Origin of the sequence: Sphingomonas humi, from assembly GCF_039536725.1 — a bacterium.
GTDB classification, from domain to species: domain Bacteria; phylum Pseudomonadota; class Alphaproteobacteria; order Sphingomonadales; family Sphingomonadaceae; genus Sphingomicrobium; species Sphingomicrobium humi.
On the sequence record NZ_BAAAZD010000001.1, the window covers coordinates 874686 to 889406 of the forward strand.

Below are 14721 nucleotides of genomic sequence, written 5' to 3' on the forward strand. Positions count from 1 at the left end.
GTCACTTCCGTATAAGAGCCATGCCGCGCCTAGGTTCCTGGATCGAGCCCCATCCGACGGGCATCTACGTGCGGCCCGCCGATGCCTGGGTCGATCCTTCGCAGCCCCAGGCACGGGCGCTGGTGACGCACGGCCACGCCGATCACGCGCGCGGCGGGCACGGCACCGTGTGGGCGACGCCCGAGACGCTGGCGATCATGGGCGTGCGCTATGGCGACCAGAACGGCTGCGAGGTCGCCTATGGGCAGAGCGTCACCGTGGGCGAGGTGGAGGTAAGCTTCGTGCCGGCCGGCCACGTGCTGGGATCCGCGCAGATCATCCTCGACTGGAAGGGCGAGCGGGTGGTGGTGTCGGGCGATTACAAGCGCCGTCCCGACCCGACGTGCGAGCCCTTTCTTCCGGTCAAATGCGACATCTTCATCACCGAGGCGACCTTCGGCCTGCCGGTGTTCCACCATCCCGAAACCGGGAGCGAGATCGACAAGCTGCTGATCCGGCTGGCCGACAATCCCGACCGCTGCGTGCTGGTCGGCGCCTATGCGCTGGGCAAGGCGCAGCGGGTGATCGCCGAAGCGCGGCGGCGCGGGCACCACCAGCCGATCTATTATCACGGCGCGCTGGAGCGCTTGTGCAACCTTTATGTCGAGCAGGGGATCGACCTTGGCGAGCTGCGCCCGGTCGCCGGCGCCGACAAGAAGGAGATGATGGGGCATCTCGTGCTGTGCCCGCCGGGCGCGCTCAACGACCGGTGGAGCCGCCGGCTACCCGATCCGATCACCGCGGCGGCAAGCGGGTGGATGCGGATCCGCCAGCGCGCGCGGCAGAAGAACGTCGAGCTGCCGCTGATCATTTCCGATCATGCCGACTGGGGCGAGCTGACCGACACCATCCTCGAGATCAAGCCGAAGGAGGTGTGGATCACCCACGGCCGGGAGGATGCGCTGATGCACTGGTGCATGACGCGCCAGATCAAGGCGCGCGAGCTGAATATGGTCGGTTATGACGACGATGAGGACGACGGCTGAGCAAGCACCGGGCGGGGGTCGAGGGTTCCGAGCACGCGGCGGCGGTATCGGCCGAGCAGGACCAGCACGGGCAGGATCCAGACCCAGGTCAGCGGCGGCGCCTGGTTGGCGGCGGCAAGCGCGATTCCCGACAGCAGGACCGGCATCATCAACTGGGTCACGAAGATGACCCGCTTCATGCGATTGTCGTAGCGCGGATCGACGACCTTCGCGACGAAGGCGGCAAAACCCCACAGCAGCGCCTGCGACAGCGCGATCAGGGCGATCAGTGCGATGTAGATGAAGAAAGGCTCCCCGCGCGGGCCGCTTTCGAAGATCAGGGTGACCGCGAACGGCAGCAGCACGACGAAGGCGAGCAGGATGAAGTTGAACGCGACCAGTCCGGAGTGGAAGCGGACGATGCGGCGGAACATCAGCCGATGCGCGTTCCAGAACATGCCCACGGCGAAGAAGCTGATGGCGTAGGCGATGAGCTTGCGCCATTCGGCGGCGAACAGGCCGGCAAGCGTTCGGTCCCACCCTTCGGGCACGTGCAATTCGATCACCAACAGGGTGATAACGATCGCGAACACCCCGTCGGTGAAGAAGATCAGGCGTTCAAGGTCGTAGCTCTTCTCCGGCGTGTCGTGCGTGTCCACCGGTGTCCCCCCTGGCAGTTGCCGCGGCAGGATGCGCGGTGTCGCGCCGGGGATCAATGGCGGCCACTTCGTTCATCGACAGGCGAGGTAAGACGCGTCAGGATGACCCCATGAGCAACCTTTTCGAGATGCCGAGCCGCCGTCAGCTTCTGGCAGTGGCTGCGACCGGCCTGGCCCTTGCAGCCGTGCCCGCGCTTGCCGCGCCAACCCCGGCCATGGTGACGTGGCGCGACCCCGGATGCGGCTGCTGCATCAAGTGGGTGGAGGCGATGCGCCGCGCGGGCTTTGCCGTCACCGTGCGCGAGAGCCAGGACATGGCCGCGGTGAAGACCCGGCTCAAGGTCCCGGCGGCGCTTGCCAGCTGCCATACGAGCGAAATCGGCGGCCTGGTGGTCGAAGGACATGTGCCGGCCGACGCGATCCGCAAGCTGCTGGCCCGGCGCCCGGCCGGCGTGATCGGGATCGCGGCGCCCGGCATGCCGCGCGGATCGCCGGGCATGGAAATGCCCGACGGTTCGAAAGACCCGCTCAACCTGACCCTGTTCGACGCCCGGGGCCGCAGCCGCCCGTTTGCCTGAGGCTCAACCCTCGGCGGTGGTGGGGTCGATGATGTTGCGCACCTCGGAAATGCGGTTGGCGGGAAAGCCGCTCTTTTCCGCATGGTCCTTGATCAACTGTTCGCTGGGCGCGCGGTAGACGCAGTAGATCTTGTCGTCGGTGACATAGGACTGGACCCACTGGATGTCGGGGCCGAGGTCCTTGATCACCGAACAACTGTGCTGCGACGCGCCCTTGAGGTCCGCGGGGCCGAGCTGCCCCGCGCCCGGCATCTCACGTTCGATTACGAATTGCGGCATGGTTCACCCCTTCGCTGCTGACCGGGAATCGCGGAAAACTGACGCAGAACGGCCGGTGAGTCCAGTCGTTCAGCCCGCGATCCACCCGGCCAGCGTCTGCTGCAGCGAAGGGAAGTGCCGCGTCTGCGCAGGCGATGATCAGTGATCGGCTTCGACGCGCTCGACTTCGGAGAGGGCGAGCTGCTGGTCGATTTCGGTGACCAGCAGGTCGAGGCCGCGCTGATCGGTCGCTTCCGCGCGGGCAACCAGCACGTCCTGCGTGTTGGAGGCGCGCAGCAGCCACCAGCCTTCGGCGGTCTTCACGCGGACGCCGTCGGTCGCATCGACACTGGCGCCGTCCCTGGCAAGGCGGTCGCGCACTTCCTCGATCACCGCGAACTTGCGGCTTTCGTCGACCGGGAAGCGAAGTTCGGGCGTGGACATCGAGACCGGCATGTCGTCGCGCAGCTGGGTGAGGCTCTTGCCCGAGGCGCTGACCGCCTCGATCAGGCGAACCGAGGCGTAGAGGGCGTCGTCGAAGCCGTACCAGCGGTGCTTGAAGAAGATGTGGCCGCTCATCTCGCCCGCGAGCGGCGCGCCGGTTTCCTTCATCTTCGACTTGATCAGGCTGTGGCCGGTCTTCCACATCAGCGGCTGGCCGCCCATTTCGCCGATGCGGTCGAACAGGGTCTGGCTGGCCTTGACGTCGGCGATGATGGTCGCGCCGGGCTGGGCCTTGAGGACGGGGCCGGCGAGGATCATCACCAGTTGGTCGCCCCAGATAACCCGGCCCTGGCTATCGACCGCGCCGATACGGTCGCCGTCGCCGTCGAAGGCGATGCCGAAGTCGAGGTTCTTCTCGCGGACCAGCGCCTTCAGATGCTCGAGGTTCTTCTCGACCGTGGGGTCGGGATGGTGGTTGGGGAAACGGCCGTCGACATCGGTGAAGAGGGTGTGGTGTTCACCCGGGAGAAGCTTGACCAGCTTTTCGAGCGCGGGGCCCGCAGCGCCGTTGCCGGCGTCCCAGCCGATCCGGTATTCGCCGCCTTCGAAGTCCTCGACGAGACGGGCGACGTAGCGATCCATGATGTCGACATCGGTGACCTGACCCTGGCCTTCGGTCCAGCGGCCCTCCGCGGCGCGGGCGCCGAGCGCCTTGATCGCGGCGCCGAACACCGAGCCGCCCGGAAGCAGCATCTTGAAGCCGTTATAGTCGGCCGGATTGTGGCTGCCGGTGATTTGGATGCCGCCATCGACGTCGAGTTCGGACACCGCCCAGTAGAGCATGGGCGAGGGGCCTTCGCCGACCCGGACCACGTCCATGCCGCCTTCGGTCAGGCCGCGGACCAGTTCGGCTTCGAGGCGGGGCGAATGTTCGCGGCCGTCGCGGCCGACCGCCAGCTTCCTGGCGCCCATTTCCTGCCCTTGCGCGGCGAAGGTGCGGCCAAGCGCGTAGGCGTCCTCTTCGTGGAGGGTGCGGCCGACGATGCCGCGGATGTCATATTCGCGGAGGATGGTGGGATCAAAGCTGTGGGTCATTGAGGCCTCTGAACGAGGTTGAGGAAGGAAGGTTCAACCGCGTCATTGCGGGGAGTGGCGCGGCGAAGCAATCCATTCGGTTGATCGGCGAGATGGATTGCTTCGCTTGCGCTCGCAATGACGGGGGTGGGGGCTAGGCGGCCTTGGCTGCTTCGGCGCCGGGGAGGCCGAGGCCGGCGACCATTTCTCGCAATTCCTGGCGGGCGGCGATGTGGGCGATGCCGGCGTCGCCGATCTGCTTGAGGTCGAGCAGGGTCAGGCCCTTGGGGAACAGCTCGCGGTAGATGACGCGTTCGGACAGGCCGGGGATGACCCGGAATCCGACGCGGCGGGCAAGCTCGTCCATCGCCGCGCCGACGCGCTGCTGGTTGTGGCTGCCGATGTGCTGGAGGCGGTTGCGCAGCACGACCCAGTCGACGCTCTTGCCCGCGGTCTTGGCCCGCGCGGTGCGGCTGTTCCAGATCAGCTCGGCATAGAAACTGGGCTTGGTCACCTTGAACGTGTCGGGATTGACCTGCCCGATGAGGTCGAGGTCGACGAAGCTGTCGTTCATCGGGGTGACCAAAGTGTCGGCCTTGAGGATGGCGGCGCGCGCCACCGCGTCGTCGCGGCCGGGGGTGTCGATGACGAGGATGTCTGCATCACCGGCAAGACCTGCGATGGCGGCGTCGAGCGCTTCCTCGGTCTGGTCGTCGAGCACCTGGAATACCGGCTGCGGAAGATCGGTGCCGAGCCGGCGTACGGTCGCGGCGCGATTTTCGAGATAGCGGGTGGTGGTGCGCTGGCGATGATCGAGGTCGAGCGCGGCGACCCGGTGCCCTGCGGCCGCCAGCGCGACGGCGGTGTGAACCGCCGTGGTCGATTTGCCGGTACCGCCCTTTTCATTGGCGAAGACGATGAAATGTGGGCTCGTCACTTGGTTTCTTCCCCGCGTAGCGCCAAGGCGCATCACTATTGGACCCAAGTAAACCGGGGGAATCGGCGGTGCAAATCATCCGTGAGCTTGGCGGCCTCAAGCCCGCCTTGGGGGCGCTGCGTGGCGCCGGCGACACGCTTGCCCTGGTGCCGACGATGGGGGCGCTGCACGACGGACACCTGGCGTTGGTCGCCGAGGCGGGCAAGCGGGCCGGGCGGGTCGCCGCGACCATCTTCGTCAATCCGCTGCAATTCAACGACGCCGGCGACCTCGCCCGCTATCCGCGGCAGGAGGAAACCGACCTCGCCAAGCTGGAGGAGGCCGGGTGCGACCTCGTGTGGCTGCCGTCGCCGGACCAGCTTTATCCGCAGGGCTTCGCCACCAACGTCTCGGTGCGCGGCGTGTCGGAGCGGTGGGAGGGCGAGCATCGGCCGGGCCATTTCGACGGCGTGGCGACGGTGGTGGCGAAGCTGCTTCTGGCGATGCGGCCGGACATCGCGATCTTCGGGGAAAAGGACTGGCAGCAGCTGGCGGTGATCCGGCGGATGGAAGCGGACCTCGGGCTTGGCGTCGCGATCCTCGGCTATCCAACGGTGCGGGAAGCGGATGGCCTCGCCATGTCGTCACGCAACGCGCTGCTGGGGGCCGGGGAACGGCGGCAGGCGGCGGCCTTGCCGGCGGCTATGCTTAACGCCGCGCGCCGGATCGGGGCTGGCGAGCCGGCTGAGCTGGCGCTGCGGGACGCCCGTGAGGCGCTGGTCGCGGGCGGTTTCTCCAAAGTGGATTATCTCGCCTTGGTCGATGGCGGCACTCTCGCACCGGTTGATAACGCGAGCGAAACAACGCGGATGCTTGCCGCTGCCAGCATCGGGAGCGTGCGCCTGATCGACAATATCGCTGTCACTTCGGTGCAACAGTCCGGCGGGTAATTATTCTGTTAACCATTCGGTGACCCGATCGGGCCGAGCTTGGCTTCCACAGACAGGGGAGTTTCAAGTGATGGCAATCGGTCAAAAGGGCGCAGAGTTTCTGATCATGAGCCGGCTTCGCGATGCGGAAGGCGGCGACGTCAACGCGCTGTTCGAACTGGGCGTGACCTATTCGACCGGGCGCGGGGGCACCGAGGTCGACCTGATCGAGGCGCACAAATGGTTCAACCTCGCCGCGCTGAACGGCTGCACCCGCGGCCAGGCATGCCGGGCGGAGATCAGCGTCGAGATGACCGCCCGCGAGATCGCCGAAGCACAGAAGGCGGCGCGGGCGTGGCTGGCGCTGACCGGCCGCGGCCAGGTGCGCGCGGCGGCGTAAACTGACACCGTCGTCCCGGCGCAGGCCGGGATCCGATTTGATCAGCGAATCGCACAAGGAGGCCCCGGCCTTCGCCGGGGCGACGCGAGATCAGCGAACCACGACCGTCACGGCGCGGCGGTTCTGTGCCCAGGCGCTTTCGTCCGAGCCGGTGGCAACCGGACGTTCCTTGCCCCAGCTAATGGTCAGCAGCCGGGTTTCCGGCACGCCCTGCGCCATCAGGAAAAGCTTGGCGGCCTGCGCGCGCCGCTCTCCCAGGGCCTGGTTATATTCGCGGGTGCCGCGTTCGTCGGCATGTCCCTCGACCGAGGCGCGCACGTTCGGATTGGCGACCAGCCACTTGGCCTGCGCCCGGAGCGTCGCTTGCGCATCGGCCGAAATGTCCGACTTGTCGGTCCCGAAATAGATGGTGTCCGAACCCGCCGCGGCGACCATCGCGGCCTGGCTGCCGGGCAGCTCGACGAGGCCGACGTCATCGTTGTTGGTGGTCGTCCCCGTGCCGGTCTCACCGGTGGTGGGCGGCGGGGCGACGACGGGGGCCTGACGCTTGCCGCAGGCGGCGAGGGACAGGCTGAGCGCCAGGGTGGCGAGGGTCAGTGGTGCGCGCATGTCGTGTATCTCCTTGTCAGCGCTGCAGCGGGGACCAGCTCGGGTCGGAGCCGTCCTGCGGGGTCGGAAGGCGGCGGGCAGTGCCCCCACCGACCGGGACCGCGAACAGGCTGGACCGCCCGTCGCGGGTGAAACGATTGAACATGACGAACTGGCCATTGGGCGCCCAGCTCGGGCTTTCGTCCTGCCAGCCGTCGGTCAGCGTCTGTTCGCTGCCGCCGCCGGCATTCATCACGCCGATGCGAAAGGCGCCGACGCGAACGAAGGCGATCTTGTCCCCGCGCGGGCTCCAGGCGGGGGAGCCGGCCGGACCGCCGAAACTGATCCGGCGCTGGTTCGATCCGTCCGCATCCATCACGTACAGCTGCTGCGAGCCGCCGCGGTCGCTTTCGAAAACGATCCGGCGGCCGTCGGGCGAAAAGCTTGGCGCGGTGTCGATGCCGGGCGCGCTGGTCAGCTGCCGCGGTGCGCCCGAGCCGTCGGCATTGGCGATCCAGATGTCGGTGTTGCCGTTGGCCGACAAGGCATAGGCGATGCGGTTGCCGTCGGGCGAGAAGCGCGGCGCGCTGGTCAGGGCAAGGCCGGGGACCAGCAGGCGCTTCTGCCCCGAGGCGATGTCGAGCACCCAGACCCGCGCGCGGCGGCCCTGGTAGCTGACATAGGCGAGCCTGCTTCCGTCGGGCGAGAAGCGCGGGGTGACCACCGTCGCCTCGCCCTCGGTCAGGTAGCGGAGGTTCGAACCGTCCGAATCCATGATGGCGATGCGCTTCTGCCGGTTGGTCTTGGGACCGGTCTCGGCGACGAAGACGACGCGGGTATCGAGGAAGCCGCCTTCCCCGGTGAGGCGCGAATAGATGGCGTCGGCGCACTTGTTCGCCGCGCGGCGCCAGTTGTCGGCGGTGACCTGATAGCCTTGGCGGACCAGCTCGCGGCCGGCGCCGACATCGTAAAGATAGCAGCCAACGGTGATCTGGCCGGGGCCGGTCGCGCGGACGAAGCCGGTGACCAGCTGGTTGGCGCCGAGCCCGCGCCATTCGCCGAAGGCGGGCGCGTCGGCCTGCGCGATGCTGTAGTTGGGCAGGCCGGCCGGCCCGAGCGGCGAAAAGCGCCCGCTCGAGCGGAGGCCCGAGGCGATCACGCCCGCGATATTGCGGCCGAGGGCAAGGTCGGCGCCGTCGACCGGCATGGCCGGAACGGCGATGGTGATGGCGCTGTTGACGCCGCCGCTAGTCACTTCGACATCGACGGGCGGCGGTTCGCTCTGGGCGAGCGCGGGACTTGCACCGCCAAACGTCATTGCGATGAGCGCAAGCGACGAGGCAATCCATCCGGCGCGGCCATGGATTGCTTCGCTCCGCTCGCAATGACGGGATAGGCGCATGTCAGTCCTCATTTCGCGGCATAGGTCAGGTTGATGTTGCCCCAGCCACCTGTCGGAGTGCTGTACAGCTCTTCCGGCAGGCGCAAAGGGGAACAGGCGCGGAAGACCGCCACTGCCTGGTCGTAGGCGAGGTCTTCGAATTTGGCATTGTCGTCGTCGACGCCCGAGGTGCGGACGAGCGCGGGCGGGCGCGACAGGCGGCCGGAGCGGTCGAGGCGAAGGTTGACCGTGACGCGGATCCGGTCGGCGCCAGGGCCGAGCGTCGGCTGGCGGTTGGCGCAGGGCTGGATCTGCCGCTTGATCGCGCTGTCGACGCTCGCCTTGGCGGCCGCGTTGAAGGTCGCCGCGCCCTCCGCTGCCTCGCGCGGGGCAAGATCGCGGTTGCTGGGGATGCCCTTCAGGAAATCATCGCCGATGCGCGACTGGCGCGGCGGCGCGGGACGGGCGGGAGCGGGACGCGCGGGCGCCGGGGTCGGCCGGGCCTGCGGCGGGGACGGCCGGGGCGGGGCCGGCCGGGGCAGCGGGGCCGGGGCGGGCCGCGCCATTGGCTGCGGCGGTGCGGGTGCCGGGAGCGGCGCAGGGGCTGGCAACGGCTGGGGGGGTGCCGGCTGCGGGGTCGGCTCGGGCGAGGGCGCCGGCGCTTGCGCGGCAGGGGGCGGGGTTGCCGGGGTCGGCGCAGCGGCAGTCAGCGCAACCTCGTCGCTGTCGACGAATTCGACCTCGACCGCGGGCGGCTCGGGCGTGCTCGGCACGTGGGCGAGGCTGGAGGCGAGCGCCACGACCAGGGCGACGTGCAGCAGCAGGGCAAGCCCCGTCCCCTGCGCTTCGCCCCGGTCGATCCTCAACCGCCGTCTCCCGCGGTGCTGACGAGCGCGACGCGGTTCAACCCGGCGCGATTGAGTTCGCCCATCACCGCCATAACCTTGCCATAGTCGAGCCCGCGGTCGGCGCGGAGGAAGATGCGGCGGCCCTCGGGCGGGGCCGGTTCGGCGGCGATGGCGGCAAGGCGCTGCGGAAGCGCGGTCGCGGCGACCTCGGTCTCGTCGATGAAGATGCGGCCCTGACCGTCCATGCTTACCTGCACCGGCTGCACCTGCGTATCGAGCGGGGCGGCGCGGCTTTCGGGGAGGTCGACGGGGACTCCTGCGACCAGCAGCGGCGCCGTCACCATGAAGATGATCAGCAGCACCAGCATGACGTCGACCAGCGGGGTGACGTTGATTTCGGCCATCGGGGCCCGGCGGCCGCCGCGCCTCCTGTTGCCGACCGAGCCGCCCATCAGTCGCCCCGTTCCAGTTCGCGGCTCAGCGTCGCGTGGAAGCGGTCGGCGAAGCGGTTCAGACGCGCTTCCAAGCGGTCGAGACCGTGGGTCAGGCGGTTGTAGGCGATCAGCGCCGGGATGGCGGCGAACAGGCCGATCGCGGTCGCGAACAGCGCCTCGGCAATGCCCGGCGCGACGACCGCTAGCGAAGTGTTGTTGGCGCCCGCGATCGCGGTGAAGCTGCGCATGATGCCCCACACGGTGCCGAACAGGCCGATGAAGGGCGCGGAGCTGGCGACGGTCGCGAGGATGTTGAGCCGGTCGGACAGGCGGTCGAGTTCCTGCTCCACCTCGGCGCTCATCACCGTGGTCAGCCGCTCGCGGGCGCCGCTTCGGTCGCCGGAGGGAAGCGCGATCGACTGACGCCATTCCTTGAGGCCGGCGGTGACGATCCGGGCCGAAGGCAGGTCGTCCTTGCCGCGCGCGTCGTGAAAGGTGTCGATGTCCTTGGCGGCCCAGAAGTCGCCTTCCCACGCCTGGCTGTCGCGGTTGATCCGCTTCAGGCGCTGGGCATGGGTGATGATGATCCCCCAGGTCCAGATTGAGGCAAATAGCAGGCCGATCATCACCACCTTCACCACCACGTCGGCGTGGAGGAAGAGGGCGAGCGGGCTCATCAGGTCGGCGGCACCAGCGGCTGCGGGGGCGGCGGCAGGGGCCGTCATGCTTGTTCCTTTGTCTTGCTGCGTATGTCTTCGAACCGCGCAACCCATTCCCGCGGCTGGCGGGTCGGCCGCCCGTCGGGGGTGAGGAAGGCGGCGGTGATCCGTCCTTGCGCGCACAGTTCATCGCCGCGCATGACCCGCTGGTGAATCCGCACCGAGGCGGCACGCACTTCATCGAGGGTGGAGACGATCACGAGGTCGTCGCCAAGCTTGGCGGGGCGAAGGTAGCGGACGTGCGCTTCCGCCACCGCATAGACGCCGGTGCCGGCCTCGAGCGCGCCGCGCTGGTCGACTTCGGCCGCGCGCAGCATGTCTGAGCGGGCGCGCTCCATGAACTTGAGGTAGTTGGCGTAGTAGACGATTCCCGCGGTGTCGGTGTCCTCGAAATAGACGGTCAGCGCGAAGCGATGCTCCGGCCCGACGAAGCCGCCGCGGTAGGGCTGGTCCAGAGGTGACGTCATTACATTGGCCCTTAGCGGCTGCCGACTCGCAGGGGCAACCCGTTTCGGCCAGCCGTGCCTGGAGCGGCTTGACACGTGAGTAACCCCAAGGTTACATGTCACCTACAGGTTACAGGGAGAGTGCAGTGAACGATTATGCGTGGGGGCTTGTGGCCGGGCTCGTGTTCGGGGTGTTGATCGTCCTCATCTTCAAGCTGCGCGATCGCGGGACCAAGCGGACGCCGGGCGAGCAGGCCGAATATTATGAGCAGCGCCGCTTGCGGATGCTGCCGATGATCCTCGTTATCTACCTGTCCCAGCAGGCGGTCTATTTTTCCGCGGCGGGCGGCAGCCGCACGGTCGATCATGTCAAGATCGGTGCCTGGGCGGTGCTGACCCTGGTGCTGATGCTGATGCTGGTGACCCGCGGCTTCTGGTTTGCGCCGCAGGCGGTGCGGGAGATGATCGACGACGAGGCGACGCAGATGAACCGGCTCCTCGCGCTGCGCAGCGGATTCATCGCGGCGGTTGGACTTAGTGCGCTCGTCTACACCCTGGTGCCGGTCGCCGACCTTTCCGTCCGCCAGGCGCTGCACCTGGTTATCAGCCTCAGCCTCGGCATCGGCCTTCTCCACTTCGTCATGCTCGAGAAGCGCGCGCAGCGTGGGCTGGAGGCATGAGCGAGCAGCTCACCAACCGGCTGAAGGAGCGCCGCGGCGAGCTTGGCCTGACGCAGGCCGAGCTCGCCGAGCGGTGCGGGGTGAGCCGCAAGACGGTGAATACGGTCGAGAATGGCGTGTTCGTCCCCTCGACCTTGCTCGCGCTCAAGCTCGCGGTCGCGCTGGAGCGGCGGGTCGAGGAGCTGTTCTGGATCGAGAACTAGCGGGCGACCGCTTCGACCAGCCGGATGAGGTCGCCCTGCGGCGCCTGCATGTCGGCGAGGTGCATGCCCCAGCCGGGGATGAACATGCCGCCAAGCCCGACTTCGCCGCCGATCCGACTGGTCCACTTGGCGCCAGGGGTGACGTTGGTGCGCAGTTCCAGATAGCCGCGCGGGCCCTCGTTGACGCAGCGGCCGCTGACGAGGCCTTCGGTGCGCAGGAAGGGCGTCGGCGGGGCGCCTTCGGTCGACCACTGGATCGGGCCTCCGGGCACGGGCAAGTTGCTGCGCGCGGTCCAGTAGCTGTCGAGGCCGGCCCAGCCGCGGGTGCCGAGCGCGGCGGGATTGGTGCAGGCAACCGTCACGCCCTTGGCCGCCGCATAGCCGAACAGGGCGCCGGGCGGCGGCGGGTTGTTGGTGCGATAGGAAACGTAGCTGACGACGCAGCCGCGCTGGCCCGCCCTGGTGCACAGCTGGGTCGACTTGAAGGTGCCGCCGGTCAGCTTGCCTTCGGGCACCAGCACGTTGAAGCCCGGGATGATCGCCAGCGCCATCCGCGCCGCCGCCGGCTTGCCCTCGATCTCGCGCGCGATCAGGGCCTGCAGCAGCCAGCTGCCCTGGCTGTGGCCGATCAGGACATAGGGGCGGCCCTGCGATCGCTTGGCCAGGAATTCGGCAAAGGCGCGGCTGACGTCGCCGTAGGCAAGCTCGAACCAGGGCTTGGGATCACGGCCAAGCGCGGCGGCCCCGATCGCGGCGGAGGTCATCTGCCGATAGATGGGCGCAAAGGTGCGGCACACCGTCCCGAACCGCGCCAGCTGCGCCATCGCCGCGCCAGTCTCTTCCGAGACGGTGAGGTCGCTGTTGAAGCCGCTGTCCCGGCTGACCGTCGGATAGACGTAGAAGCAGTCGACCTTGGTCGTCGTGGCCGGCCTGACCAGCCCGGTCGAGCCATATCCGTTCCTGGTCAGCGCGGTCGTCGGAAGCGGGGTCGCGCAGCTGTCCTGCCGGCCCGGCAGGCACAGCCAGCTGGCGTCCTTGCTGTAGTCGGGCGATGTCGCGACTGGGGCCTGAGCGGCGGCGGCCTGGGCGGCGAGAGCAAGCAAAAGCGACAAACGATGTCTCCCTAATCGAACAGGCCGCCTGACGAGCCGGCGGGCGGCGGCAGGCCGAGATGGGTCCAAGCCTTGCCGTTGAGGCAGCGCCCGCGTGCGGTGCGGGCAATGAGGCCGAGCTGAATAAGATAGGGCTCGATCACGTCCTCGATCGTGTCGCGCGGCTCGCTCAGGCCGGCGGCCAGCGTCTCCACCCCGACCGGGCCGCCGCCATAAAGGTCGGCAATCATCAGGAGGTAGCGGCGGTCCATCGCATCGAGCCCGAGGCTGTCGATCTCGAGCCGGCTGAGCGCGCGGTCGGCGGTGCCTGCGTCGATCGTGTCGGCGCCCGCGGCATGGGCGAAGTCGCGGACCCGGCGCAGCAGGCGGCCGGCGATACGCGGCGTGCCGCGGCTGCGGCGGGCGATCTCGTGCGCGCCATCCACGCTGACCGGGGCGCCGAGCAGGCTGGCGGCGCGGCGGACGACCAGTTCCAGTTCGGGCACGGTGTAGAAGTTGAGGCGGACGGGAATCCCGAAGCGATCACGCAAGGGCGTGGTCAGCAGCCCCTGCCGGGTGGTCGCGCCGACGAGGGTGAACCGCGGCAGGTCGATCCGCACCGAGCGAGCCGACGGGCCCTCGCCGATCACCAGATCGAGCGCGCGATCCTCCATCGCGGGATAGAGCACTTCCTCGACCGCGGGATTGAGGCGGTGGATCTCGTCGATGAAGAGGACGTCGCCATCCTCGAGGTTGGTCAAGAGCGCGGCGAGGTCGCCCGACTTGGCGATCACCGGACCAGAGGTGGCGCGGAAGCCGACGCCCATTTCCCGCGCGACGATCTGCGCCAGCGTGGTCTTGCCGAGCCCCGGCGGTCCGAAGAACAGCACGTGGTCGAGCGCCTCGCCCCGCGCCTTGGCCGCGGCGATGAACACGCGAAGGTTCTCGCGCGCCGCTTGCTGGCCGACGAATTCGTCCAGCCGCTTGGGGCGAAGCGCGGCATCGACGTCCTCGGCCGTGCGCTCGGGCGTGGTGATGCGGTCGGGATCGGTAGCCATCAGTCGTGATGAATCCCGGGGCCGCAAATCTCAAGCCATTCGTGCTTGCGGCTTTCCCACACCGAAAATTGCGGGGTGGCGAAGGTCGGATCGTCGAATGCGCCGAGCGGGATCGCGATGCTGTCGGCGACGGCCGGATGCACGGAAGGGCCGCCGTTCACGAAGTAGACGTCCGAGCCGCACTCCGGGCAGAAGTGGAATATCGCCGAATTGCCGCTGCCACCGACCTTCTCGAAGGATCTGGACGTTCCGCTGAGCGCGACGCGGTTCCCCGGCCAGCGGGCCTGCACCGCAAAGGCGCTTCCCGTCCGCTTCTGGCAATTGCGGCAATGGCAGACCGACACCCGCACCGGATCGCCCGACGCGACGGCGGAAAGCTGGCCGCAGCGGCAGGACGCGCGATGCGTGGTCACTTGGCCGCCTTTCGAAGCGCCAGGCGGACCAGCGCATCGAGGGTGGCGTCGGGGCCCAGCTCCTCGGCGGCGGCGGCGACGGCGTGGGACGCTTCGGCCAGCTTGAACCCGAGGTTGGCAAGGGCGGACAGGGCATCGTTGGTGGCCGGGCTGGCGGCGACCGAGGTTCCGGGTCCGAGCGCCGGGGCGAGGCCGAGCTTGCCCTGGAGTTCGAGCGCGATGCGCTGGGCAAGCTTGGGGCCGACGCCGCTTGCCCGCGCGATCATCGCCTTGTCACCGGCCGAAACGGCGCGGGCCAGTTCGTCGGGCGAGAGGATGGTGAGGATGGCAAGCGCAAGCCGTCCGCCAACACCCTGCACACCGGTCAGCTGGCGAAAGGCCTCGCGTTCGGCCGCCGCACCGAAGGCGAACAGGGTCATCGAATCCTCGCGGACCTGAAGCTCGGTCAGCAGGATGACGTCGCCGCCGACCGGCGGGAGGGCGGACAGGGTGCGGCCGCTCGCCAGAACGAGATAGCCGACCCCGCGCACGTCGATGACGGCGCTGTCGGCGGAAAGTTCGGCAAGGGTGCCGGCAAGGCGGGCGATCATGTGCCGCT

20 protein-coding genes are annotated in these 14721 nt (G+C 68.6%); 6 read left to right on the forward strand and 14 right to left on the reverse strand.

Features of this window, described 5'->3' with window-relative positions; translation table 11 throughout:
• Nucleotides 1-20 precede the first annotated feature (20 nt).
• A complete protein-coding gene (locus ABD729_RS04280) occupies nt 21-1025 on the forward strand; it encodes a ligase-associated DNA damage response exonuclease (RefSeq protein WP_344708914.1) in 1005 nt (334 codons plus the stop codon).
• Here the strand turns inward: ABD729_RS04280 and ABD729_RS04285 are convergent.
• Nucleotides 998-1663, reverse strand: coding sequence for a TMEM175 family protein (locus tag ABD729_RS04285; protein WP_344708915.1), 666 nt, complete (start codon nt 1661-1663; stop codon nt 998-1000). The genes ABD729_RS04280 and ABD729_RS04285 overlap by 28 nt on opposite strands.
• A 110-nt stretch (nt 1664-1773) precedes the next feature.
• Here ABD729_RS04285 and ABD729_RS04290 point away from each other — a divergent pair, with 110 nt between their 5' ends.
• The gene (locus tag ABD729_RS04290) at nt 1774-2241 is read left to right on the forward strand and encodes a DUF411 domain-containing protein (RefSeq protein WP_344708916.1); all 468 of its coding nucleotides are present in this window, start codon (nt 1774-1776) and stop codon (nt 2239-2241) included.
• A 3-nt stretch (nt 2242-2244) separates the two neighbouring features.
• Here ABD729_RS04290 and ABD729_RS04295 read toward each other — a convergent pair whose 3' ends face one another.
• The 3 genes from ABD729_RS04295 to ABD729_RS04305 all read right to left on the reverse strand — a co-directional run bounded on the left by ABD729_RS04295 (nt 2245) and on the right by ABD729_RS04305 (nt 4987).
• Entirely contained in the window at nt 2245-2520 is a 276-nt protein-coding gene (locus ABD729_RS04295) for a DUF4242 domain-containing protein (protein WP_344708917.1), read from the reverse strand.
• Nucleotides 2521-2658: 138 nt separating this feature from the next.
• Nucleotides 2659-4038, reverse strand: a complete 1380-nt coding sequence (pgmG, locus tag ABD729_RS04300) for a phosphoglucomutase/phosphomannomutase PgmG (protein ID WP_344708918.1) — start codon at nt 4036-4038, stop codon at nt 2659-2661.
• Between the two features lie 133 nt (nt 4039-4171).
• Nucleotides 4172-4987 carry a division plane positioning ATPase MipZ gene (locus ABD729_RS04305; protein ID WP_425564867.1) on the reverse strand — a complete coding sequence of 272 codons (816 nt, stop codon included), beginning with the start codon at nt 4985-4987 and terminating at the stop codon, nt 4172-4174.
• Nucleotides 4988-5022: 35 nt separating this feature from the next.
• On the opposite strand from ABD729_RS04305, the gene panC reads away from it, so the two are divergent.
• Entirely contained in the window at nt 5023-5883 is an 861-nt protein-coding gene (gene panC / locus ABD729_RS04310; protein ID WP_344708920.1) for a pantoate--beta-alanine ligase, read from the forward strand.
• Between the two features lie 70 nt (nt 5884-5953).
• Nucleotides 5954-6262: an SEL1-like repeat protein gene (locus tag ABD729_RS04315; RefSeq protein WP_344708921.1), complete on the forward strand. Its 309-nt coding sequence runs from the start codon at nt 5954-5956 to the stop codon at nt 6260-6262.
• Between the two features lie 90 nt (nt 6263-6352).
• Here ABD729_RS04315 and pal read toward each other — a convergent pair whose 3' ends face one another.
• Genes pal through ABD729_RS04345 form a run of 6 tightly spaced genes read right to left on the reverse strand, consistent with a single transcriptional unit; the run spans nt 6353 to nt 10699 of the window.
• A complete protein-coding gene (gene pal, locus ABD729_RS04320; protein WP_344708922.1) occupies nt 6353-6871 on the reverse strand; it encodes a peptidoglycan-associated lipoprotein Pal in 519 nt (172 codons plus the stop codon).
• A gap of 16 nt (nt 6872-6887) precedes the next feature.
• Nucleotides 6888-8252, reverse strand: a complete 1365-nt coding sequence (tolB, locus tag ABD729_RS04325; protein WP_425564839.1) for a Tol-Pal system beta propeller repeat protein TolB — start codon at nt 8250-8252, stop codon at nt 6888-6890.
• An 8-nt stretch (nt 8253-8260) separates the two neighbouring features.
• Nucleotides 8261-9097, reverse strand: a complete 837-nt coding sequence (locus tag ABD729_RS04330; RefSeq protein ID WP_344708923.1) for a cell envelope biogenesis protein TolA — start codon at nt 9095-9097, stop codon at nt 8261-8263.
• Entirely contained in the window at nt 9094-9531 is a 438-nt protein-coding gene (gene tolR, locus ABD729_RS04335; RefSeq protein WP_344708924.1) for a protein TolR, read from the reverse strand. The genes ABD729_RS04330 and tolR overlap by 4 nt, the downstream gene beginning before the upstream one ends.
• Nucleotides 9531-10238, reverse strand: coding sequence for a protein TolQ (gene tolQ, locus ABD729_RS04340; protein ID WP_344708925.1), 708 nt, complete (start codon nt 10236-10238; stop codon nt 9531-9533). Before tolQ ends, tolR begins: the two co-directional genes overlap by 1 nt.
• A complete protein-coding gene (locus ABD729_RS04345; protein ID WP_344708926.1) occupies nt 10235-10699 on the reverse strand; it encodes a YbgC/FadM family acyl-CoA thioesterase in 465 nt (154 codons plus the stop codon). The genes tolQ and ABD729_RS04345 overlap by 4 nt, the downstream gene beginning before the upstream one ends.
• Before the next feature lie 125 nt (nt 10700-10824).
• Between ABD729_RS04345 and ABD729_RS04350 the strand changes: the two genes are divergently transcribed.
• Both ABD729_RS04350 and ABD729_RS04355 read left to right on the forward strand, forming a co-directional pair.
• Entirely contained in the window at nt 10825-11358 is a 534-nt protein-coding gene (locus ABD729_RS04350; RefSeq protein WP_344708927.1) for a hypothetical protein, read from the forward strand.
• The gene (locus ABD729_RS04355; RefSeq protein WP_344708928.1) at nt 11355-11561 is read left to right on the forward strand and encodes a helix-turn-helix transcriptional regulator; all 207 of its coding nucleotides are present in this window, start codon (nt 11355-11357) and stop codon (nt 11559-11561) included. Before ABD729_RS04350 ends, ABD729_RS04355 begins: the two co-directional genes overlap by 4 nt.
• On the opposite strand, the gene ABD729_RS04360 is transcribed toward ABD729_RS04355, so the two are convergent.
• From ABD729_RS04360 to ruvA, 4 genes are read right to left on the reverse strand one after another with little or no spacing between them, the layout of a single operon-like run.
• Nucleotides 11558-12673: a DUF3089 domain-containing protein gene (locus ABD729_RS04360; RefSeq protein ID WP_344708929.1), complete on the reverse strand. Its 1116-nt coding sequence runs from the start codon at nt 12671-12673 to the stop codon at nt 11558-11560. The genes ABD729_RS04355 and ABD729_RS04360 overlap by 4 nt on opposite strands.
• Nucleotides 12674-12684: 11 nt before the next feature.
• Entirely contained in the window at nt 12685-13710 is a 1026-nt protein-coding gene (gene ruvB / locus ABD729_RS04365; RefSeq protein ID WP_344708931.1) for a Holliday junction branch migration DNA helicase RuvB, read from the reverse strand.
• Nucleotides 13710-14123 carry a GFA family protein gene (locus tag ABD729_RS04370; RefSeq protein WP_344708932.1) on the reverse strand — a complete coding sequence of 138 codons (414 nt, stop codon included), beginning with the start codon at nt 14121-14123 and terminating at the stop codon, nt 13710-13712. The genes ruvB and ABD729_RS04370 overlap by 1 nt, the downstream gene beginning before the upstream one ends.
• Nucleotides 14120-14713: a Holliday junction branch migration protein RuvA gene (ruvA, locus tag ABD729_RS04375; RefSeq protein ID WP_344708933.1), complete on the reverse strand. Its 594-nt coding sequence runs from the start codon at nt 14711-14713 to the stop codon at nt 14120-14122. The genes ABD729_RS04370 and ruvA overlap by 4 nt, the downstream gene beginning before the upstream one ends.
• Between the last annotated feature and the right edge of the window lie 8 nt (nt 14714-14721).

What these genes read in the sequence shown, in the direction of transcription:
- tolR (WP_344708924.1), bottom strand. Translation starts at nt 9,531, where the DNA reads ATGGGCGGCTCGGTCGGCAACAGGAGGCGCGGCGGCCGCCGGGCCCCG.
- ABD729_RS04315 (WP_344708921.1), top strand. Translation starts at nt 5,954, where the DNA reads ATGGCAATCGGTCAAAAGGGCGCAGAGTTTCTGATCATGAGCCGGCTT.
- ruvB (WP_344708931.1), bottom strand. Translation starts at nt 13,710, where the DNA reads ATGGCTACCGATCCCGACCGCATCACCACGCCCGAGCGCACGGCCGAG.
- ABD729_RS04290 (WP_344708916.1), top strand. Translation starts at nt 1,774, where the DNA reads ATGAGCAACCTTTTCGAGATGCCGAGCCGCCGTCAGCTTCTGGCAGTG.
- ABD729_RS04345 (WP_344708926.1), bottom strand. Translation starts at nt 10,699, where the DNA reads ATGACGTCACCTCTGGACCAGCCCTACCGCGGCGGCTTCGTCGGGCCG.
- pgmG (WP_344708918.1), bottom strand. Translation starts at nt 4,038, where the DNA reads ATGACCCACAGCTTTGATCCCACCATCCTCCGCGAATATGACATCCGC.
- ABD729_RS04305 (WP_425564867.1), bottom strand. Translation starts at nt 4,987, where the DNA reads ATGCGCCTTGGCGCTACGCGGGGAAGAAACCAAGTGACGAGCCCACAT.
- ruvA (WP_344708933.1), bottom strand. Translation starts at nt 14,713, where the DNA reads ATGATCGCCCGCCTTGCCGGCACCCTTGCCGAACTTTCCGCCGACAGC.
- ABD729_RS04280 (WP_344708914.1), top strand. Translation starts at nt 21, where the DNA reads ATGCCGCGCCTAGGTTCCTGGATCGAGCCCCATCCGACGGGCATCTAC.
- ABD729_RS04355 (WP_344708928.1), top strand. Translation starts at nt 11,355, where the DNA reads ATGAGCGAGCAGCTCACCAACCGGCTGAAGGAGCGCCGCGGCGAGCTT.
- pal (WP_344708922.1), bottom strand. Translation starts at nt 6,871, where the DNA reads ATGCGCGCACCACTGACCCTCGCCACCCTGGCGCTCAGCCTGTCCCTC.
- tolQ (WP_344708925.1), bottom strand. Translation starts at nt 10,238, where the DNA reads ATGACGGCCCCTGCCGCCGCCCCCGCAGCCGCTGGTGCCGCCGACCTG.
- ABD729_RS04295 (WP_344708917.1), bottom strand. Translation starts at nt 2,520, where the DNA reads ATGCCGCAATTCGTAATCGAACGTGAGATGCCGGGCGCGGGGCAGCTC.
- tolB (WP_425564839.1), bottom strand. Translation starts at nt 8,252, where the DNA reads ATGCGCCTATCCCGTCATTGCGAGCGGAGCGAAGCAATCCATGGCCGC.